The organism is Streptomyces solicavernae, from assembly GCF_029968095.1.
In the GTDB taxonomy this organism is placed as follows: Bacteria; Actinomycetota; Actinomycetes; order Streptomycetales; family Streptomycetaceae; genus Streptomyces; species Streptomyces solicavernae.
In genome coordinates, this window is record NZ_JASCIR010000014.1 from 141,518 (window position 1) to 159,551 (window position 18,034).

16 protein-coding genes and 1 riboswitch are annotated in these 18,034 nt (G+C 71.1%); of the genes, 5 read left to right on the top strand and 11 right to left on the bottom strand.

From position 1 onward, the window contains the following. The first annotated feature begins 239 nt into the window (after nucleotides 1-239). Nucleotides 240-1,049: a PhzF family phenazine biosynthesis protein gene (locus QIS99_RS18230; protein ID WP_282514577.1), complete on the top strand. Its 810-nt coding sequence runs from the start codon at nucleotides 240-242 to the stop codon at nucleotides 1,047-1,049. 25 nt (nucleotides 1,050-1,074) lie between these two features. Here QIS99_RS18230 and QIS99_RS18235 read toward each other — a convergent pair whose 3' ends face one another. Beyond that, nucleotides 1,075-1,875, bottom strand: coding sequence for a CPBP family intramembrane glutamic endopeptidase (locus QIS99_RS18235; RefSeq protein ID WP_282514579.1), 801 nt, complete (start codon nucleotides 1,873-1,875; stop codon nucleotides 1,075-1,077). 170 nt (nucleotides 1,876-2,045) lie between these two features. Between QIS99_RS18235 and QIS99_RS18240 the strand changes: the two genes are divergently transcribed. Beyond that, on the top strand, nucleotides 2,046-3,836 hold the full coding sequence (locus QIS99_RS18240) for a substrate-binding domain-containing protein (protein WP_408909580.1): 1,791 nt from the start codon (nucleotides 2,046-2,048) through the stop codon (nucleotides 3,834-3,836). Between the two features lie 185 nt (nucleotides 3,837-4,021). Here QIS99_RS18240 and QIS99_RS18245 read toward each other — a convergent pair whose 3' ends face one another. Next, nucleotides 4,022-5,545 (bottom strand): glutamate--cysteine ligase, encoded by a 1,524-nt coding sequence (locus QIS99_RS18245; protein ID WP_282514581.1) that lies wholly within the window; start codon nucleotides 5,543-5,545, stop codon nucleotides 4,022-4,024. Between the two features lie 502 nt (nucleotides 5,546-6,047). Here QIS99_RS18245 and QIS99_RS18250 point away from each other — a divergent pair. Next, a complete protein-coding gene (locus QIS99_RS18250) occupies nucleotides 6,048-6,641 on the top strand; it encodes a hypothetical protein (RefSeq protein ID WP_282514582.1) in 594 nt (197 codons plus the stop codon). 261 nt (nucleotides 6,642-6,902) lie between these two features. Then, the gene (locus QIS99_RS18255) at nucleotides 6,903-7,109 is read left to right on the top strand and encodes a DUF5999 family protein (protein ID WP_282514583.1); all 207 of its coding nucleotides are present in this window, start codon (nucleotides 6,903-6,905) and stop codon (nucleotides 7,107-7,109) included. Nucleotides 7,110-7,230: 121 nt separating this feature from the next. Here the strand turns inward: QIS99_RS18255 and gcvP are convergent, their stop codons facing one another. Further along, complete coding sequence (gene gcvP / locus QIS99_RS18260; protein ID WP_282514584.1) at nucleotides 7,231-10,116, bottom strand: aminomethyl-transferring glycine dehydrogenase; 2,886 nt, start codon at nucleotides 10,114-10,116, stop codon at nucleotides 7,231-7,233. 181 nt (nucleotides 10,117-10,297) lie between these two features. Then, nucleotides 10,298-10,403, bottom strand: a riboswitch (glycine riboswitch). Between the two features lie 157 nt (nucleotides 10,404-10,560). Here gcvP and QIS99_RS18265 point away from each other — a divergent pair. Beyond that, entirely contained in the window at nucleotides 10,561-10,950 is a 390-nt protein-coding gene (locus QIS99_RS18265) for a PRC-barrel domain-containing protein (protein WP_282514585.1), read from the top strand. Here the strand turns inward: QIS99_RS18265 and QIS99_RS18270 are convergent. The 8 genes from QIS99_RS18270 to QIS99_RS18305 all read right to left on the bottom strand — a co-directional run bounded on the left by QIS99_RS18270 (nucleotide 10,854) and on the right by QIS99_RS18305 (nucleotide 17,938). Then, nucleotides 10,854-12,458 (bottom strand): DNA polymerase IV, encoded by a 1,605-nt coding sequence (locus QIS99_RS18270; RefSeq protein ID WP_282514586.1) that lies wholly within the window; start codon nucleotides 12,456-12,458, stop codon nucleotides 10,854-10,856. The two genes, QIS99_RS18265 and QIS99_RS18270, sit on opposite strands and share 97 nt — an antisense overlap. A 70-nt stretch (nucleotides 12,459-12,528) precedes the next feature. Then, complete coding sequence (locus QIS99_RS18275) at nucleotides 12,529-13,206, bottom strand: MerR family transcriptional regulator (protein ID WP_282514587.1); 678 nt, start codon at nucleotides 13,204-13,206, stop codon at nucleotides 12,529-12,531. 122 nt (nucleotides 13,207-13,328) lie between these two features. After that, nucleotides 13,329-13,802 (bottom strand): bifunctional nuclease family protein, encoded by a 474-nt coding sequence (locus tag QIS99_RS18280; protein WP_282514588.1) that lies wholly within the window; start codon nucleotides 13,800-13,802, stop codon nucleotides 13,329-13,331. A gap of 52 nt (nucleotides 13,803-13,854) precedes the next feature. Further along, nucleotides 13,855-14,604 carry a transcriptional regulator FtsR gene (gene ftsR / locus QIS99_RS18285; RefSeq protein ID WP_282514589.1) on the bottom strand — a complete coding sequence of 250 codons (750 nt, stop codon included), beginning with the start codon at nucleotides 14,602-14,604 and terminating at the stop codon, nucleotides 13,855-13,857. 44 nt (nucleotides 14,605-14,648) lie between these two features. After that, a complete protein-coding gene (locus QIS99_RS18290) occupies nucleotides 14,649-15,479 on the bottom strand; it encodes an FHA domain-containing protein (protein ID WP_282514590.1) in 831 nt (276 codons plus the stop codon). Nucleotides 15,480-15,687: 208 nt separating this feature from the next. Continuing rightward, nucleotides 15,688-16,695, bottom strand: a complete 1,008-nt coding sequence (locus tag QIS99_RS18295) for a DUF881 domain-containing protein (RefSeq protein WP_282514591.1) — start codon at nucleotides 16,693-16,695, stop codon at nucleotides 15,688-15,690. Between the two features lie 17 nt (nucleotides 16,696-16,712). Continuing rightward, nucleotides 16,713-17,045, bottom strand: coding sequence for a small basic family protein (locus tag QIS99_RS18300; protein ID WP_003988855.1), 333 nt, complete (start codon nucleotides 17,043-17,045; stop codon nucleotides 16,713-16,715). Then, on the bottom strand, nucleotides 17,042-17,938 hold the full coding sequence (locus tag QIS99_RS18305; RefSeq protein ID WP_282514592.1) for a DUF881 domain-containing protein: 897 nt from the start codon (nucleotides 17,936-17,938) through the stop codon (nucleotides 17,042-17,044). The genes QIS99_RS18300 and QIS99_RS18305 overlap by 4 nt, the downstream gene beginning before the upstream one ends. Between the last annotated feature and the right edge of the window lie 96 nt (nucleotides 17,939-18,034).

The following is an 18,034-nucleotide window of genomic DNA, read 5'->3' on the forward strand; positions in this document are numbered from 1 at the left end:
ACCGCCGACCCCGCGCGCTCCACCCGCCAGGCCCACCGGGCCCACCCGGCCCACCCGGCCGGGCCCGGTCGCGGGCCTGGGCTGCGGTCCTCGCAAGGTCATGGCGCACCTCGCCGGGCTCGGGCTGCCCGTGCTCCTACTCGACCTGTCGTGCAGCAGTCCAGTCCGCCGGAAAGCCGGGCCACCGATCCGCAATTGGCCTTGGTTCCGCCCCGCTCCGCGCCCGTACCGTCGGGCCCATGCGGATCCGAATCGTCGACGCCTTCACCGACCGACCCTTCGCCGGGAACCCCGCCGGCGTACTCCTCCTCGACGCCTTCCCCTCCGACGCCTGGCTGCAGAACGTCGCGATGGAGGTCAACCACGCCGAGACCGCCTTCGCCCACCCGCTCCCCGTCGGCGGCGAGGCCGACTGGGCGCTGCGCTGGTTCACCCCGGCCACCGAGGTCGACATGTGCGGCCACGCCACCCTGGCGACCGCACACGTCCTGCACACCACCGGCGCCGCCACCGGGCCCGTGCGCTTCGCCACCCGCTCCGGCGTGCTCACCGCCACCGCCCACGACGACGGCGCGATCACCCTCGACTTCCCCACCGCGCACCTCACCGAGATCACCGTCGACCACGCCATCGCCAAGGCGCTCGGCGCGCAGCCCGTCGCGGCCGTCGACACCGGGCGGGCCGTCGGCGACCTGCTGGTCGAGCTGGCCGACGAACAGGCGGTGCACGCCCTCGACCCCGACCACAAGGCGCTCGTCGCCCACTCGGAGCGCGGCATCATCGCCACCGCCCGCGCCGACGACCCCGCCCGCGGGTACGACTTCGTGTCGCGCTGCTTCTTCCCGCGCGTCGGCATCGACGAGGACCCGGTGACCGGCAGCGCCCACACCGCCCTCGCCCCGTACTGGTCCCGGCGCCTGGGCCGGGACGAGCTCACCGGACTGCAGGCCTCCCGGCGCTCCGGACGCGTACGCACCGCGCTGCTCGGCGACCGCACCCTGATCACCGGCCGGGCGGTCACCGTGATCGAGGGCGAACTGCACGCCTGACGCGGCGCGTCGGGGTGGCCCCGCGTCACGCCGTGGGCAGCCACCCCACCTTGCCCGCGAGCAGCGCGTACCCCACGAACGCCCCCACGTCGAGCAGCGTGTGCGCCACCACCAGCGGCCCGACCCTGCCCCAGCGGCGGTACAGGTACACGAAGACCACACCCATCACCATGTTGCCGATGAAGCCACCGATGCCCTGATAGAGGTGGTACGAGCCGCGCAGCACCGAACTCGCCGCCATCGACGCCCCCGGCGACCAGCCCAACTGGTCGAGTCTGCGCAGCAGATAGCCGACGACGATGACCTCTTCCACGATCGAGTTCTGCGCGGCGGACAGGATCAGGACCGGGAACTTCCACCACACCTCCGGCAGCCCCTCCGGCACCACCGTCAGGTTGAACCCGAGCGCCCGCGTCGCCAGATAGAACGCGATGCCCGTGCTGCCGATCCCTGCCGCGATCACCGCCCCGCGCCCCAGATCCGGCAGCGGTCGCCGCCGGTCGAAGCCGAGCGCGCGCATCCCCGCGCCCTCGCGTACGAGCAGGTGCGCGACAAGCGCCACCGGCACCAGGGCCGTCGCGATGCCGAACAGCTGCCAGGCGAGATCGAGCCACGGGCGGCCGGGTGCGGCCGAGGCGTTGAGCGTGGCCGCCTGGTCCTTCAAGCCGCCCGGTCTTGTGGCCGAGCCGACAAAGCTGATCAGCGCGGACACCGCGCTCGCGCCGAGTGACAGCGCGAGGACGAGCAGCGTCTCGTCCCGGAAGATCCGTCTTGTCGGACGTTCCCGGCGAAAAGAACCGGCCAACGGCCCTGCCTCCGACTGCACTCCTGCCTCCATCTGTTCAATCGCGGCGCATCCCCCTCCTCACCCGCTAAGGTCTCGAAAGCAGGTACGAAGATCGTGCGCGACAGCCGAGGGGGAGCGTACGTCGACGCGAGGCCCCGCCGCCTCGTTCCGATGGCCCCGCCGCGCACCTGAGGAGGGGCACCACCGCCATGGGACGTCAGCAAACGCCCGAGCCCGCCGGGCCCGACACGTACGCGACGGACATGGCGCGATCGCGTCGCCGCTCCCGCCGCCGCACCGTGGCCATCGCGACGGTCCTGGTGCTCGGCGTGGCGACGGGCGCCGGTGTCGCCGCGCGGGGCGGCCTGCTCACGTTCGCGGGCTCCTGCGAGGACGACGCGGTCCGGGTCGACATCCTGGCCTCGCCCGATATCGCCCCGGTCCTGGACGAGGCCGCCGACCGCGCCCGCGACCGGGACGTGACGTCCGACGGCCGCTGTCTCGACGTACGCGTGCAGGCCAAGGAGTCGCACAAGGTCGCCGGGTCCCTGCAGGACGACGGGAGCCCGGAGTTCGAGGTGTGGGTGCCGGACTCCGAGCTGTGGGTGGACCGCGCGGCCCTCGGCGCCAACGAGACGGCCCTGACCCCGGCGGGGAACATCGCGTCGACGCCCGTGACCATGGGCATGGTGCCCTCGGCCGCGCAGTCCGTCGGCTGGCCGGAGAAGCGGTACACCTGGGCCGAGCTGACCGCGCTCGCCACCGAGGACGACGAGCTCCGCCTCGGGGCCGCCGACCCGGCGCGCAGCGCCGGCGGACTGCTCGCCCTGACGAAGATCGGCGCGTCCGCGGCGAAGGCCGACGGCCCGCAGAGCGACACCCAGGTCGCCGCCACCGCGAAGCTCCTCGCCCAGCGCGTGTCGGACACCGACAGCCGCGCCCTGGAGACGCTCGCCCGGGACGACTCCGACGCCGAGCAGGCCAACCCCCGGCGCAACCAGGCGCTGATCGTCTCGGAGCAGGCCGCGTTCACCCACAACCAGGAGGCGGCCGCGGACGGACAGTTGCAGCTGTTCTACCCCGAGGACGGCACGCCGCAGCTGGACTACCCGTACACCCTGGTCGACGAATCGCACATGAGCACCGACGAGAGCCGGGCGGCGCTGCGCTTCATGGCGCTGCTCGGCGAGCGGGACAGCCTGGGCCTGCTGGAGAAGCACGGATTCCGCTCCGGTGCCCGGGAACCGTCCGAGGAGCTGGTGACGGCGGCGGGCGGCAGCGAGCCCCAGCCCTACGCCACGGCGACGGCCGAGCCGCCGGAGCCCAAGGAGGTCCGGGCCACGCTCGGCATGTGGACCATCACGGTGCAGAGCGCCCGCCTCACCACGGTCGTCGACGTCTCCAACTCCATGGGCGAGATCGTGCCCAACCGCGGTCGGTCCCGCCTGGAGGTCACCAAGGCGTCCCTGGTGCGCGCGCTCTCGCAGTTCACCTCCGAGGACGAGATCGGCGTCTGGGAGTTCGCCACCTATCTCGACGGCATGCGCGACTACCGCAAGCTGGTCGACACCCGCCGCCTCGGCGAGCACACCGGCGACGGCACCACCCAGCGCGAGCGCCTCATCGCCGCGTACGGCGCCCTGCGCCCCAAGCCGGGCTACACCGGCCTGTACGACACCACCCTCGCCGCGTACAAGGACGCGCAGAAGTCGTACGTGAAGGGCAAGTTCAACGCCCTGGTGATCCTCACCGACGGCGCCAACCAGGACCCCGGGTCGATCAGCCGCCGCGCCCTGGTCGACCAGTTGGAGCGGCTGGCCGACCCGAGGCGGCCCGTGCCGCTGATCGCGATCGCCGTCGGCCCGGACGCCGACAAGAAGGAGGTCAAGGAGATCGCGGCGGCGACGGGCGGCACCGGCTACCAGATCGACGACCCGGCCCAGATGCAGGACGTCATCCTGAAGGCGATCATCGCGGCGGGCGGCAACTCGGGCAGCTGACGCCGTCGGCAAGGCGGGTCAGGTGGCCGGCCAGGCCGAGCGCGCCGGCCTGTTCGGGCAGCACGACCGCATGACGGCGTCACGGCGTCGCGGCGTCGCGCGTCGGCCGCGTCGGCCGCGTCACGGCGTCACGGCGTCACGGCGTCACGGCGTCACGGCGTCACGGCGTCAACCGCAGCACGGGGTCACGGAGTCGCCGCCGCCGGCCCCGGCAACAGCCCCACCGGCCAGGTGTGCACCGGCTCCCCCCGGTGCATCAGCTCGCCGTACCGGCGCGTGGTCGCCGCGAGCGCCTCCCCGCGCGCCAATCCGCCCCGTACCGCCCGGTGAAAGGTCGCCGCCTGCCAGGACGCCCCGTTCATGCGCCGTCGGCACCGCCCCTCGATCACCCCGAGATACAAGTCCCGGTCCCCCGGCTCCACCCCCCAGGCGTCAAGCCCTGCCGCGGCCAACGGCAGCAGCTCGTCCCGTACGAGATCGACCGCGGGCAGCATCTGCGTACCGCCGAACCGCCCGGGGCGGGGCCACTCCAGCTCCGCCTCGATGCCGTACCGGCAGGCCGCGTCGAAGTTCCGCTCGGCCGACGCGAACGGCAGCCTGGACCACACCGGGCGCGCGTCCTCGGCGAGGGCCCGCACGATGCCGTAGTAGAACGCGGCGTTCGCGATCACGTCCGCGACGGTCGGCCCGGCGGGCAGCACCCGGTTCTCCACCCGCAGATGCGGTACGCCGTCCACGACCCCGTACACCGGACGGTTCCAGCGGTAGACCGTGCCGTTGTGCAGCGCCAGCTCGGCGAGGCCCGGCACCCCGCCGTCGTCGAGCACCCGCAGCGCGTCCTCCTCGTCGCAGATCGGCAGCAGCGGCGGAAAATAGCGCAGGTTCTCCTCGAAGAGGTCGTACGCCGAAGAGATCCACCGCTCCCCGAACCAGGTGCGCGGGCGCACCCCCTGAGCCTGCAGCTCGGGCGGCCGCGTGTCCGTGGACTGCAGAAACAGCGGCGGCCGCGACTCGCGCCACAGCTCGTGCCCGAACAGGAACGGCGCGTTCGCCCCCAGGGCGATCTGTACGGCGGCCACCGCCTGCGCGGCGTTCCAGACGTCCGCGAACCGGCCCGGGGTCACCTGCAGATGCAGCTGCACGGACGTGCACGCCGACTCCGGGGCGATCGACGTGGACGTGCACACAAGCCGCTCCACGCCCTCGATGTCCAGGCTGAAATGCTCGCCGCGGGCCGCGACCATCTGGTCGTTGAGCAGCTTGTAACGCTCCACCGCGGAAAGGTTCGCGGTCACCAGATGTTCCTCGCCGAGCGTCGGCAGGATACCGATCATGACTATCCCGGCGGCGACCTCGTTGGCTTTTCGCTGGGCGTACCCGAGCCCCGTGCGCAACTCCTCGGCGAGCTGGTCGAAAACGCGGCCGCCGAGCCGGTGCGGGGCAATATTGACTTCCAGGTTGAACATGCCGAGTTCCGTCTGGAAATCGCCACTCGCGATCCGTTCGAGCACTTCCGCATTCAGCATCCTCGGCAGCCCGTCGGGCCCCGCGAGATTCAGCTCTATCTCCATCCCCATGAGATTCTGCGGCCGCTCGAAACGCTCCTCCTCCAGGAGTCTCCGCAGTGCCGCGAGACACTGCTGCACCTTCCTGCGGTACCGCTGCCTGTCGGCCAGGTCGAACGCACCGGCCGCGACCTTCTCCCCCATCGAAGCGTCCCTCCTCGATTGGGCAGCCCACCGCATGCCGCTGCGCCACGGAGGAGGATGCCCAGGCAATGTGATCGATAACGCCCCGCACATGCCCATCGGCCACTAGGCTCAACCCTGTTGCCGTACGGCACATTCAAGAGGCAAGAGACAAAGCGCAGTTGCACGCCGTACATGCCTGGTGAAAATCTCCGACGACATCAGGCCGACCCCTCGCGGAACAGATCCCGAGGTCATGGAGACGGTCCTCGCAAAACCCCTGGACGAACGCGGAATTGGGCCGACCGAATAGCGACTTGCGGGCCCTTGCGGATACGGCTAGATGAAACAAAGTCTGAACATACGTCGTATAAACTCCGCGAACGAGGCAGAGAGCCGGCGCTCCCGGGACGTCCGTCCCCCGCCCCCTCTCGCTCCCAGAGCCGACAGCGCCGTCCCGCTCTGCCCGGTGCGCCCGCCGCCACCTGCGCACCCAAGCCTGTCGAACGAGAGGCGACCCACCATGCCGCTGCACCCCCGCACCGCCCCAGCGCCCGCCCTGCGCAGCGTCCTCGCCGCACTCGGTTCCCCCACGGCCGTGCGCGAGGCGCGCACCCCTGCCCTGCGCGCCGCCACAGGTCCCGTACGCCCCGAACTCCCGCTGCCCGTCCATGTGCTGGACCGGATCAGCCCCCTCGGCGGCCCGGCCCGCACCCGGTTGACGGGATGGCGTTTCCTGCTCCACGCCGGTGCACAGGCCGTGGCCGCGGCCGACACCAGGCTCACCCCGGACGGCTGGACGTTCTCGCACTTCTTCGAGGGCCCGTACGCCACCGCCACCGAACGCGCCCTGCGCCAGGCCGAGGCCCTGCCGGCGCCGTACCAGCCGCGGCTCCTGTCCGTGCCCGAGCTGTACATGCTCACGCTCTGGCTGCACGGCGACCTGGCCGCCGACCCGGGCGAGGGCACGCCCCGGCCTACGGACCTCCTCGTGCCCCTCGCGCCCGCCCCGCCCGGCATCGCCGCGCACCGGCCGCACCGCGTGGCGGATCTGCTGCCGGTCCTCACCCACCGGATCACGCCCGCGCCGCCGCCCCTGCTCGGCTCACCCGCCTGACCGGCCCAACCGGACTAGCCCCATTCGACCACCCCGAACCACCCGAACAGACAACGGAGTTGGCTGAACCAGCCGCACGGGTGACGCGTCCTGCTCCGGTGTGGAGCGCTGTCGTCAAATGCCTGCGGAATCACGTCTGCAGGGCAACACTTGGATCCGACCGACACACAAACGGGGGGCGGAATGAACGCCGCATCGAGTCGCAGGACACAGATCCCAGCCACGACACACTCAGCCACGACACACCGAAAGAACACACCCATGTGCCAGCACCAGCCACCCTGCCCCACAGCCGACTCCGCCGACCGGGAGGCCGCCCTGCTCGTGGCGCACCACCCGGAGCAGGGCTGGAGCCTGCTGTGCAACGGAGTCCTGCTCTTCGAGGACACCGGTGAGCTGCTGCCCAACGGCCAGATCATCGCCCCGCACCGCCCACTCGGCACCGACGGCGTGGTCCGCGCCGCGTAGGCACATCGCACACAACGGGCCGGCCCGGAGATCACTCTCCGAACCGGCCCATTTTTGCGCTCAGTTACCCGTACTCACGGGGTTACCTGTGCTCACGGGGTCACCCGTGCCTACGGGCCTCTCAGCCCTCGTACGCGTCGATCGGCGGGCAGGAGCAGACCAGGTTGCGGTCGCCGAAGGCCTGGTCGATGCGGCGCACCGGCGGCCAGTACTTGTCGGACGCCTCGACACCGGCCGGGAACGCGGCCTCCTCGCGGCTGTACGCGTGCTCCCACTCGCCCGCGAGCACGGCGGCCGTGTGCGGGGCGTTGCGCAGCGGGTTGTCCTCCGCGGGCCACTCGCCCGAGCCGACCTTGTCGATCTCCGCGCGGATGGCGATCATCGCCTCGCAGAACCGGTCGAGCTCGGCAAGGTCCTCGCTCTCGGTCGGCTCGATCATCAGCGTGCCGGCGACCGGGAACGACATGGTCGGCGCGTGGAAGCCGTAGTCGATGAGGCGCTTGGCGACGTCGTCGATCGTGACGCCCGTGGCCTTGCTGAGCGGCCGGATGTCGATGATGCACTCGTGCGCGACGAGGTTGCCGGGACCGGTGTAGAGCACCGGGAAGTGCGGCTCCAGGCGCTTGGCGATGTAGTTCGCACCGAGCACCGCGACCTGCGTGGCGCGCTTCAGGCCCTCGCCGCCCATCAGCCGGACGTACGACCAGGAGATCGGCAGGATGCCGGCCGAGCCGAACGGCGCCGCCGAGATCGGGCCGACCCCGGTCTCCGGGCCCGCGGCGGGCTGCAGCGGGTGGTTCGGCAGGTACGGGGCCAGGTGCGCGCGCACGCCGACCGGGCCGACGCCCGGACCGCCGCCGCCGTGCGGGATGCAGAACGTCTTGTGCAGGTTCAGGTGCGAGACGTCGCCGCCGAACCGGCCCGGCTTGGCAAGCCCCACCAGGGCGTTGAGGTTCGCGCCGTCCACGTACACCTGGCCGCCGGCGTCGTGCACCTGCGCGCAGATGTCGGCGACGTGCTCCTCGAAGACACCGTGCGTCGAGGGGTACGTGATCATCAGCACGGCGAGTTCGTCGCGGTGCTTCTCGATCTTGGCGCGCAGGTCCTCGACGTCGATCTCACCGTCGTCGGCGGTCTTCACGACGACGACCTTCATGCCGGCCATCACGGCGCTCGCGGCGTTCGTGCCGTGCGCGGAGGACGGGATGAGGCAGATGGTGCGCTGCTCGTCACCGTTGGCGCGGTGGTACCCGCGCACCGCGAGCAGACCGGCCAGCTCGCCCTGGGAACCGGCGTTGGGCTGCAGCGACACCTTGTCGTAGCCGGTGACCTCCGCCAGCCGCTCCTCCAGCTCGCGGATCAGCGTCAGGTAGCCCTGCGCCTGCTCGGCGGGCACGAAGGGGTGCAGCGCGCCGAACTCGGGCCAGGTGACGGACTCCATCTCGGTCGTCGCGTTCAGCTTCATCGTGCAGGAGCCGAGCGGGATCATGCCGCGGTCGAGCGCGTAGTCCCGGTCGGAGAGCCGGCGCAGGTAGCGCAGCATCGCCGTCTCGGAGCGGTACTGGTGGAACACCGGGTGCGTGAGGTACGCGTCGGTACGGAGCAGGTCCTCGGGCAGCGTGTCCGCGACGGCCGAGTCAAGCGCCTCGGTCTCCGCCTCGACGCCGAACGCGGCCCACACGGCGGCCAGTTGGGCGCGCGTGGTGGTCTCGTCGCAGGCGAGGGAGACCTGGTCGGCGTCCACGAGGCGCAGGTTGACGCCCCGCTCGCGCGCGGCGCTCACGACGTCCGCGGCGCGGCCGGGCACACGCACGGTGAGGGTGTCGAAGTAGGCGCCGTGCACGACCTCGACGCCGCCGGCCTTCAGGCCCTCGGCGAGGATCGTGGCGTAGCGGTGGGTGCGCAGGGCGATGTCCTTCAGGCCCTGCGGACCGTGGTACACGGCGTACATCCCCGCCATGACGGCGAGCAGCACCTGCGCGGTGCAGATGTTGCTGGTCGCCTTCTCGCGGCGGATGTGCTGCTCACGGGTCTGCAGCGCCAGGCGGTACGCCTTGTTGCCGTCGGCGTCGACGGAGACGCCGACGAGCCGGCCGGGCAGGCTGCGCGCGAACTTCTCGCGCACCGCCATGTAGCCGGCGTGCGGCCCGCCGAAGCCCATCGGCACGCCGAAGCGCTGCGTCGTACCGACCGCGATGTCCGCGCCCAGCTCGCCGGGCGAGGTCAGCAGCGTCAGCGCGAGCAGGTCGGCGGCGACGGTCACGATCGCCCCGAGCTCGTGCGCCTGCTCGATCACCGGCTTCAGGTCGCGTACGGCACCGGAGGCGCCCGGGTACTGCAGCAGCACGCCGAAGACCCCGCGCTCGGCCACCTCGGCCGGGATGCCCTCGCTCAGGTCGGCGACGACGATCTCGACGCCGGTCGGCTCGGCCCGCGTCTCGATCACGGCGACGGTCTGCGGCAGCGCGTCCGCGTCGATCAGGAAGACGCCGTCCTTGACCTTGCCGACCCGGCGCGACATCGCCATGGCCTCGGCCGCCGCGGTGCCCTCGTCGAGCAGCGAGGCGCCGGAGGTGGGCAGCCCGGTCAGGTCGGCCACGGTGGTCTGGAAGTTCAGCAGCGCCTCAAGCCGACCCTGCGAGATCTCCGGCTGGTACGGGGTGTACGCCGTGTACCAGGCGGGGTTCTCCATGACGTTGCGCAGGATCACCGGCGGCGTGAACGTGCCGTAGTAGCCGAGGCCGATCATCGGGGCCAGGACCGCGTTGCGGTCGGCGAAGGACCGCAGCTCGGCGAGGACCTCGGCCTCGGTGCGCTCACCGGGGAGCTGCAGCGCCTCGGCGCTCTTGATCACGTCCGGGACGGCGGCGGCGGTCAGCTCGTCGAGCGAGCCGTATCCGACCTGGGCGAGCATCTTGGCGCGGGCTTCGGCGTCGGGGCCGATGTGGCGCTGCTCGAAGGGAATGCCGCGCTCCAGCTGGGAGAGCGGAATGCGAGGGGCGTTCATGTGCGGAGGCCTCCTGGTCGATTGCGACCTACGAGGGGCACCACGGCGCGGGTACCCGGACGGCCTCCCCCTCTGTCATCTCAACCTGAGAGCTTCACCGGACCGCCCGCTCGCTGCGACCCGGCTTTCACCGTCGGTGAGAGCGGAAGCCGTCGACACCCGCTCTGCTTTCCAGAGTGACCTCGTCCGTGCGGTACAGGTGCCTGAGAGATTCCGGGGAGGATTTGCTCCTTCGGCGCCTCCGGTCGGCGTCTTCGTCGACCGGAGAGCTCTCCCGCACGGGGTCAGCAGCCGTGGCCAGCCTACCAGCGCAGACATCCGGCCAGTCGGGGAGAGCCGGAGCTCCCCTGGTTCGAGTGGCCTTCGCCGGAAAACTGCTCTTTCGTAGTGATGACGGATGTTTTCGCAGTGCTGACGGATGAGTCGCGACCTTCTGGAGGGACCGTGCAGACCGATATGGATCCGCGGAGTCTGATCGGCCGGAAGGCGTTCGACCGCAACGGCTCCAAGCTGGGCACGGTGGACGAGGTGTACCTCGACGACGCCACCGGCACCCCCGAGTGGGCGGCGATACGGACCGGCCTGTTCAGCCGGGACGCCTTCGTGCCCCTCGAACCGAGCGAGTTCAAGGAGGGCACCCTGCGCGTCCCCTTCGAGCGCTCACTCATCAAGGACGCGCCCGACTTCGGGGTCGGCCGCCACCTCTCCCCCGAGCAGGAACTGCAGCTCTACCACCACTACGGAATCGACGTCGCGGCCCCCATGGAATCCCCGCCTCCGGACCGCGACTTCGGCCGGATCGCGGGCGCCGACGAACCGGACTCGCCTGCCTGAGCCCCGTACGACGACTCCGCCTCCAGCTCGGCGGCCCCTGCCACAAGAGGCAGCGGCTCCCCGGGCTCCAGCTGCGGATCGTCGCTCCGGAACGTCCGTACCCGCCCCGGCGGGGACCATGGCGTCTCGAACCGCACCGTGACCCGCCCGAGCCCACTGCCCTGGACCCAGCCGGGCCCGAACTCCGTGTGCCGCACATCGTGCCCGGCCAGCCAGCGCCGCTCAGCCGGGGCGTCGACGGCCGCCTCCTGCGCCGGTACGGCCTCCTCGGCCTCCTGCGCCGCAGCCCCGGGCACGGGCGCCTCCAGGCCCCGCTCCAGCCTCTCCTTGTCCTCCCTGGCCTGAGCGACCAGCGCTGCCTCTGCTGCCTGCGTTGCCTCTGCCTCCGCGGCTTGTGCCGCCTGGGCCGCCTCGGCCGCCGCCTGGGCCGCCTCGGCCGCCGCCTGCGCGAACAGATCCTCCTGCGTGAAGTCCGCAAGCCCCGACACCCCCACCCCGAGCAACCGCACCCCGCCCGTCGTGTCCACGGCGTCAAGCAGCCGCGCCGCCGCCTCCCGTACGACACCGGGATCGTCCGTGGGCCCGCGCAGCGTCTCGGACCGGGTCAGCGTCGAGAAGTCGTACCGCCTGACCTTCAGAACCACCGTCCGCCCCGAGTGCCCTGCCGCCCGCAGCCGCTGCACGCACCGCTCCGCGAGCCGGTCCACCTCAAGGCGGACCCGGACGCGGTCGTGAATGTCGACGTCGAAGGTGTCCTCCACCGACACCGACTTCGTGTCCCGCTCGGCCACCACGGGCCGGTCGTCACGCGCCAGCGCCATCTCGTACAGATGCACGCCGTGCGCCTTGCCGAGCAGCCGCACCAACTCGTCCTGCCCCGCCTCGGCGATCTCGGCGACCGTGGTGATCCCGGCCCGCCGCAGGTGGTCCCCGGTCACCGGGCCGACCCCGGGCAGCGTGCGCACCGGCATCGGCCCGATCAGCTCCCGCTCCGTGCCCGGCACGATCAGCCGCAGCCCGTCCGGTTTGGCCTCCTCCGACGCGATCTTCGCGAGCATCTTGGACGCCGCGAGCCCCACCGACCCCGTCAGCCCCGTCACCGCCCGTATGTCCGTCCGCAGCCGCTCCCCCACGGCCCGCGCGGAGACCGCGTCCGAAGCGACGCCACCGGCCTCCAGATCCACGAACGCCTCGTCCAGGCTGAGCGGCTCCACCAACGGTGAGAGCCCCCTGAGCAGCTCCATGACCTGCTCGCTCACGTCCCGGTAGAGCCCGAACCGCGGCACCAGATACGCGGCGTTCGGCGCGAGCCTGCGCGCCTGCCCCATCGGCATCGCCGAGTGCACCCCGAACCGCCGCGCCTCGTACGACGCGGTGGCCACCACACCGCGCGGCCCGAGCCCGCCGACGATCACGGCCTTTCCGCGCAGGCTGGGCTTGGCTGCCTGCTCCGCCGATGCGTAGAAGGCATCCATGTCGAGATGCAGAATCGTGGGCGCCGCTCTCACATGACCGATGCTGCCCTATGCCACTGACAATGCGGCCCGCGCCCGGCGCACCGCCGGCGCCGGAGCGCCCTCAACCAGCGCGATTACGGCGCCGCGCCAGCTCGTCCGTCGGGTTGGGCCCGATCAGCGTCTCGCCGGTGTCGATGCGCTCCCCGTGCAGCTGCGACAGCGCCGCCTCCACGTCCCGCCACACCACGCCCACGGCGATCCCGAAGACCCCCTGGCCGCCCTGCAGCAGATCCACCACCTCGTCGGGCGAGGTGCACTCGTAGACCGTCGCACCGTCGCTCATCAGCGTCATCCGCTCCAGATCCGCGAACCCGCGGTCCCGCAGGTGCTGGACCGTCGTCCGGATGTTCTGCAGCGAGACACCGGTGTCCAGGAAACGCTTCACGATCTTGAGGAGGACCACGTCACGGAAGCTGTAGAGCCGCTGCGTCCCCGACCCGTAAGCGGGCCGCACACTGGGCTCCACCAGGCCCGTACGCGCCCAGTAGTCCAGCTGTCGATAGGTGATGCCGGCGGCCGCGCAAGCCGTCGGCCCGCGATACCCCACGGTTTCCGGCGCCGCGTCCACCCCACTCAGCGCGGGCCGCTGAGGCCCCTGCCCGACTGCCCTGCCGTGGAGCGGATACGGCCCGCTCTCTCCCGGAATCCGTCCGGAAGCTCCCCCAGCCGTACCGTCGCCGCTGCTTCTCACGCCGACCTCCGTCCTTGACCTGCCGTCTCGACGGTAGGCAGTACCCATGGGTGCGTCAACGAACGCCACACTCCCCTTGCCGAGTGATAATCACCCTGAGAGTGGTTTCCGGTACGTGGACACCGGGAAAGGCTGGCCGAATGGTCTGACAGGTCCGCCTGAGCGGCGCTTCACTGGCTGTTGGTGCCGAAGTCTTCCGGCGAGATCTGGTCGAGGAACTCGCGGAACTTCTCCACCTCGTCCTCCTGCTCGTCCGGAATCGCGATCCCCGCGTCATCGAGCACACCGTCACTGCCGTAGATCGGCGTGCCGGTGCGCAGCGCGAGCGCTATGGCGTCGGACGGACGGGCGGAGACCTCGACTCCGCTGGCGAACACCAGATCCGCGTAGAAGACGCCTTCCCGCAGGTCCGTGATGCGCACTTCCGTGAGCTCCTGCCCCACGGCCTCCAGCACGTCCTTGAACAGGTCGTGCGTCAGCGGCCTGGCAGGCGCCATCCCCTGCTGTGCGAAGGCGATCGCGGTCGCCTCCCCTGGACCGATCCAGATGGGGAGGTACCGATCGCCTCCCACTTCACGCAGGAGCACGATCGGTTGGTTGGAGGGCATTTCGACCCGGACACCGACGACGTCGAGCTCATTCACACAGCAACCCTAGGACCTGCCAGGCAGGTTTGGGTAGTCGGGGGCCTCCCGGTCAGTGCAGCCGCACCCGCAACGCGGTCTGCACGAGCGCCGAATGCAGCCGCACGGTCAGGCCCGCCAGTTCTTTCGTACGCGCTTCCGCATGCGCTCTGGTCTGCGGATTACGGTGCCGGCGCAGCGGCGCGACGACCTGCTCCACCAGCCCCGCCTCACGTTCGGCGGAGGCTCGCATCGCCCGCAGATGCCTCGGCTCGATCCCGAAATCCCCGAGCTGCGCGATCAGCCGCGCCACCTGGACGGCCTCGATGTCGTACCCGCCGTCCGCCGCCGGCGTGATCAGGCCGTACGACTCCCACTCGTCGAGCTGTTCGGCGCCGACCTCCGCCGCGGCCAGGAACTCCGCACGCCCGACCAGGGCCGCGGCGCGCACCACGACCTCCGGCAGCTCGTCGGCCACCGGGTCCCCGGGACCCCGCTGCGGCCCCACGGACGGCAGCCGTACGTCCTCGCCGCACTCGGCGGCGTCCAGGTGCTCCTTGATGACCCGCAGCGGCAGATAGTGGTCGCGCTGCATGCGCAGCACCCGAGCCAGCCGCTCGACGTCCTCAGGGCTGAACTTCCGGTACCCGGACGGTGTGCGCTGCGGCTCGACGAGCCCCTCGGACTCCAGGAACCGGATCTTGGAGATGGTGACCTCGGGGAACTCGTCGCGCAGCTGGTTGAGCACCGAACCGATGCTCACCAGGCGACCGCCCGCGGTGGCGGTGCCGGAATCGGCACCGCCCCTCGGTGATTGACGCATGGACCTTCCCTGGAGTGCTCCCCCGGGCGGAGCCAGGGGGAGGGTCAGATGCTCCGCTGGCTCCCGTAGAACACCAGGCGGTACTTACCGATCTGCACCTCGTCACCGTTGGACAGCAGGACCGAGTCGATCCGCTCCCGGTTGACGTACGTGCCGTTGAGGCTGCCCACGTCGGCGACGGTGAAGCTGCCGTCGGCGGCGCGGCGGAACTCGACATGGCTGCGCGACACCGTCACGTCGTCCAGAAAGATGTCGCTCTGCGGGTGGCGGCCGGCCGTTGTCAGATCGCCGTCGAGGAGGAAGCGGCTGCCCGAGTTCGGACCGCGGCGCACCACCAGGAGGGCCGAGCCGAGCGGCAGCGCGTCCACGGCGGCCTGGGCCTCCGGGGACAGCGCGGGCGACTGCGTCTGCCCCGTAGCCTCCGCGTCGTACGCCTCGATGCCGGAGATCGAGATCGTCGACGTCGTCTCCGAGGGGCGCTCCGCGGCCGCGCCCGCGCGCAGCGGGGAACCGCAGTGGGAGCAGAACCTGCTGGCCTCGGCGTTCCGATGCCCGCACCTGGTACAAACCGGCAAGGCCGACATGGACGGATCCTCCTGCCGCGCGGCGTCCGATGCGTACGGGCCGGACGCGAACTCTCCACCCGTACTTGAGGTTGACGGTTCCCCGAAACCTATGCGGCCGGACGCCGCAGGGTCAACAGAAGACGCGCCCCGGCCGTCCGAAAGGTCACCGGCGCCGCCGGCCACCTCATCGCGGAACAACGGCCGCTCGGCGCCCTGCGCCTCGGCCTGGTGCGGCGCGCGGTGCCGAGCGGTGGCGTCGCCACCGTCCTCCCGGCCGCTCTTGCCGAACAACTTCGCAAACAACTTCACGGGCGATTCCCCTTGACCGAAACAGACCCGCCCGTGGGGCAGGACGAACCCTGAATGCTCACACCTGCGTACATCGGGAAGACGGACGCACTCATACTCACAACGTCCGTATCCACCCGACAGTTTCCACCACGCACCAAACTTCCGGTGCGTCGACCCCCCGTTACTCCTTGTCCCTGCACAACTGCCCTCATGTACCCCCGCCTCCTCAGGAGGACGACCGAGCGTAGTCAGGACGATTCGCCCGTCGCAAGGCATCAACGACGATCTTCTCGACCTGCGCCACGGCGACCGTGGCCTGCTCCTTCTCCAGCGACTGCACCACGCCGCCAGGGATGTTGAGCGCGGGCGCCAGGTCCTGCGGCTTGCCGATGACCTTGAAGCGGTACGGCGACTTCACCTTCCGGCCGTCCACCTGCACTCCCCCCGACGTGTCTTCGAGATAGGTGTTGGCCACCACCCGTACGTCGTTGATCTGGATCGCCTCCGCACCGGCCGCGCGCAGCTCCTGGATCGCGTCGAGCAGCATGTCCGCCTCGACGGCACCGCGCGTGTCGGTCACGGTCAGGGTGATGCCAGGTCCCTGCGCCGCCACCGTGCCCGCGAGCACGCCCAGTTGCCGCTCCTTCTCGATCGTCTGCTTACGCGCCTCCTCGGCCTGGTCCGAGCTGTTCTCCAACTCGGTCCGCTGGTCGTCGAGACGCTGCTTCTCGTCCTCTAGACGCTGAGTACGGTCGTCGAGTTCATCGAGAATGCGGACGAGATCTTCCTGTCGCGCGCCGCGCAGTGCACTGCTCTCGCTGGTGGAGCGGACCTGGATCGCCAGCCCGAGCCCGAGCACGAACAGCAGCAGCGCCACGATGAGTTGGGCCCGCGACACCTTCGGCGGCCACAGGCTCCGCGCCAGGCGCTGGCGACCGCTCAGCTCGCCGTCCCCGCCGCGCTGCTCCGTAGCGCCCGCGTCGCCGAGTGCAGCCTCGCTCTCCTCGGCCCGCGGCTCCGCGCTCTCGTCGGCGCCCTTCTCCGTACGAGAGGTGCTGGAGTCCTTCTCCGTACGAGCCGTACCGGAGCCCTTCTCCGTACCAGCCGTACCGGAGCCCTTCTCCGTACCAGCCGTACCGGAGCCCTTCTCCGTACGAGAAGCGCCGGACGTCTGCGCCTCGTCCTCGGCGGTCTCTCCGGACTGCTCCGGCTTCCTCGGCTCCTCGGGGGGCAATGCGCTCCTCATCGGCCTCACGCCCGGAACACGTGCCGCCGGATCGCGGCAGCGTTGGAGAAGATCCGGATGCCGAGCACGACCACGACACCCGTCGACAGCTGCGCGCCCACGCCCAACTTGTCGCCAAGGAACACGATCAGCGCGGCCACGACCACGTTGGAGAGGAAGGAGACGACGAACACCTTGTCGTCGAAGATCCCGTCGAGCATCGCGCGCAGGCCGCCGAAGACCGCGTCGAGTGCCGCCACGACAGCGATCGGAAGATACGGCTCGACCACCGCGGGAACCTCTGGCCGGACCAAAAGTCCGGCCACGACTCCCACGACGAGGCCCAGTACGGCGATCACGATGTGCCCTTTCCTGCTAGCGGCTCGGCATTGCGCACGATCAGGCTCGGCGCGGCGGGCAGCCGCACTTCGTCCTCCACGTAGATGCGCGCCCTGATGTTGAAGTTCTCCTGCAGCGCGTGCAGATACTGGCCGTCGACGCTGGCCTGGAAGTCGGTGCTCAGCTTCTGCCCGTTCCCCACGGCGAGCACCGTGTACGGGGGCACCAGCGGCTTGTTGTCCACCAGTATGGCCTCGCCCGCCGCACGGATCGCCGAGAGCGAGGTCAGCCGCTGCCCGTTGATGGAAATGGCCTCCGCGCCCGACTGCCAGAGGCCGTTGACGAACTGCTGCATGTCCCGGTCGCGCACCCGGCCGGTGTCGGAGAAGCCGGAGCTCTCGCGCGGCCCGCCCCCGCCCTGCTCGGCGTCCTTGGCGTCGTCGATGACCAGGCGGATGCCCGGCCCGTGCACCTCGGTCGCACCCGCGAGCAGGGCCGTCAACTCCCCTTTGTCGCCGCCGTGTTTCTGCAGTGCGGCGCGCTGTCGCCGGCCGACGTCCTCGCGGAGCGCGTCCACGTCGGCCTCGATCTTCTCGGCGGCCGCGGTCTCGCGCTCGATGCGGTCGATGAGCTCCTCGCGCTCCTTGGCGACCACCGGTGCCGCTATCCGCGCCTGTGCCGCCCCTACGGTCACGATCAGCGCGGCGAACACCAGGCCGAGGGCGAGGCCCAGCTTGGCGCGCAGCGTACGCGGCAGGCCTCCGCCGCCCTCCGCCTGCTTGCGCGCCGCCGCCTCCGCGTAGCCGTCGTCGAGGCTGTGGTCCATCACGTTGGTGAGCAGCGACATCGAAGCGTCCGGGCGCGAGGGCGGGGAGGGGGTGCTCCGAACGGGGGGCTGCGGCATGCCGCACATCGTCGCACGTCGCGCCCTGTACCTCCGAATGGCCCCACCGGCGTGCCGGGCGGGGCGCCCCCCCGCCCCCCCCCCCCCCCGCGCCCCGCGCGCCCC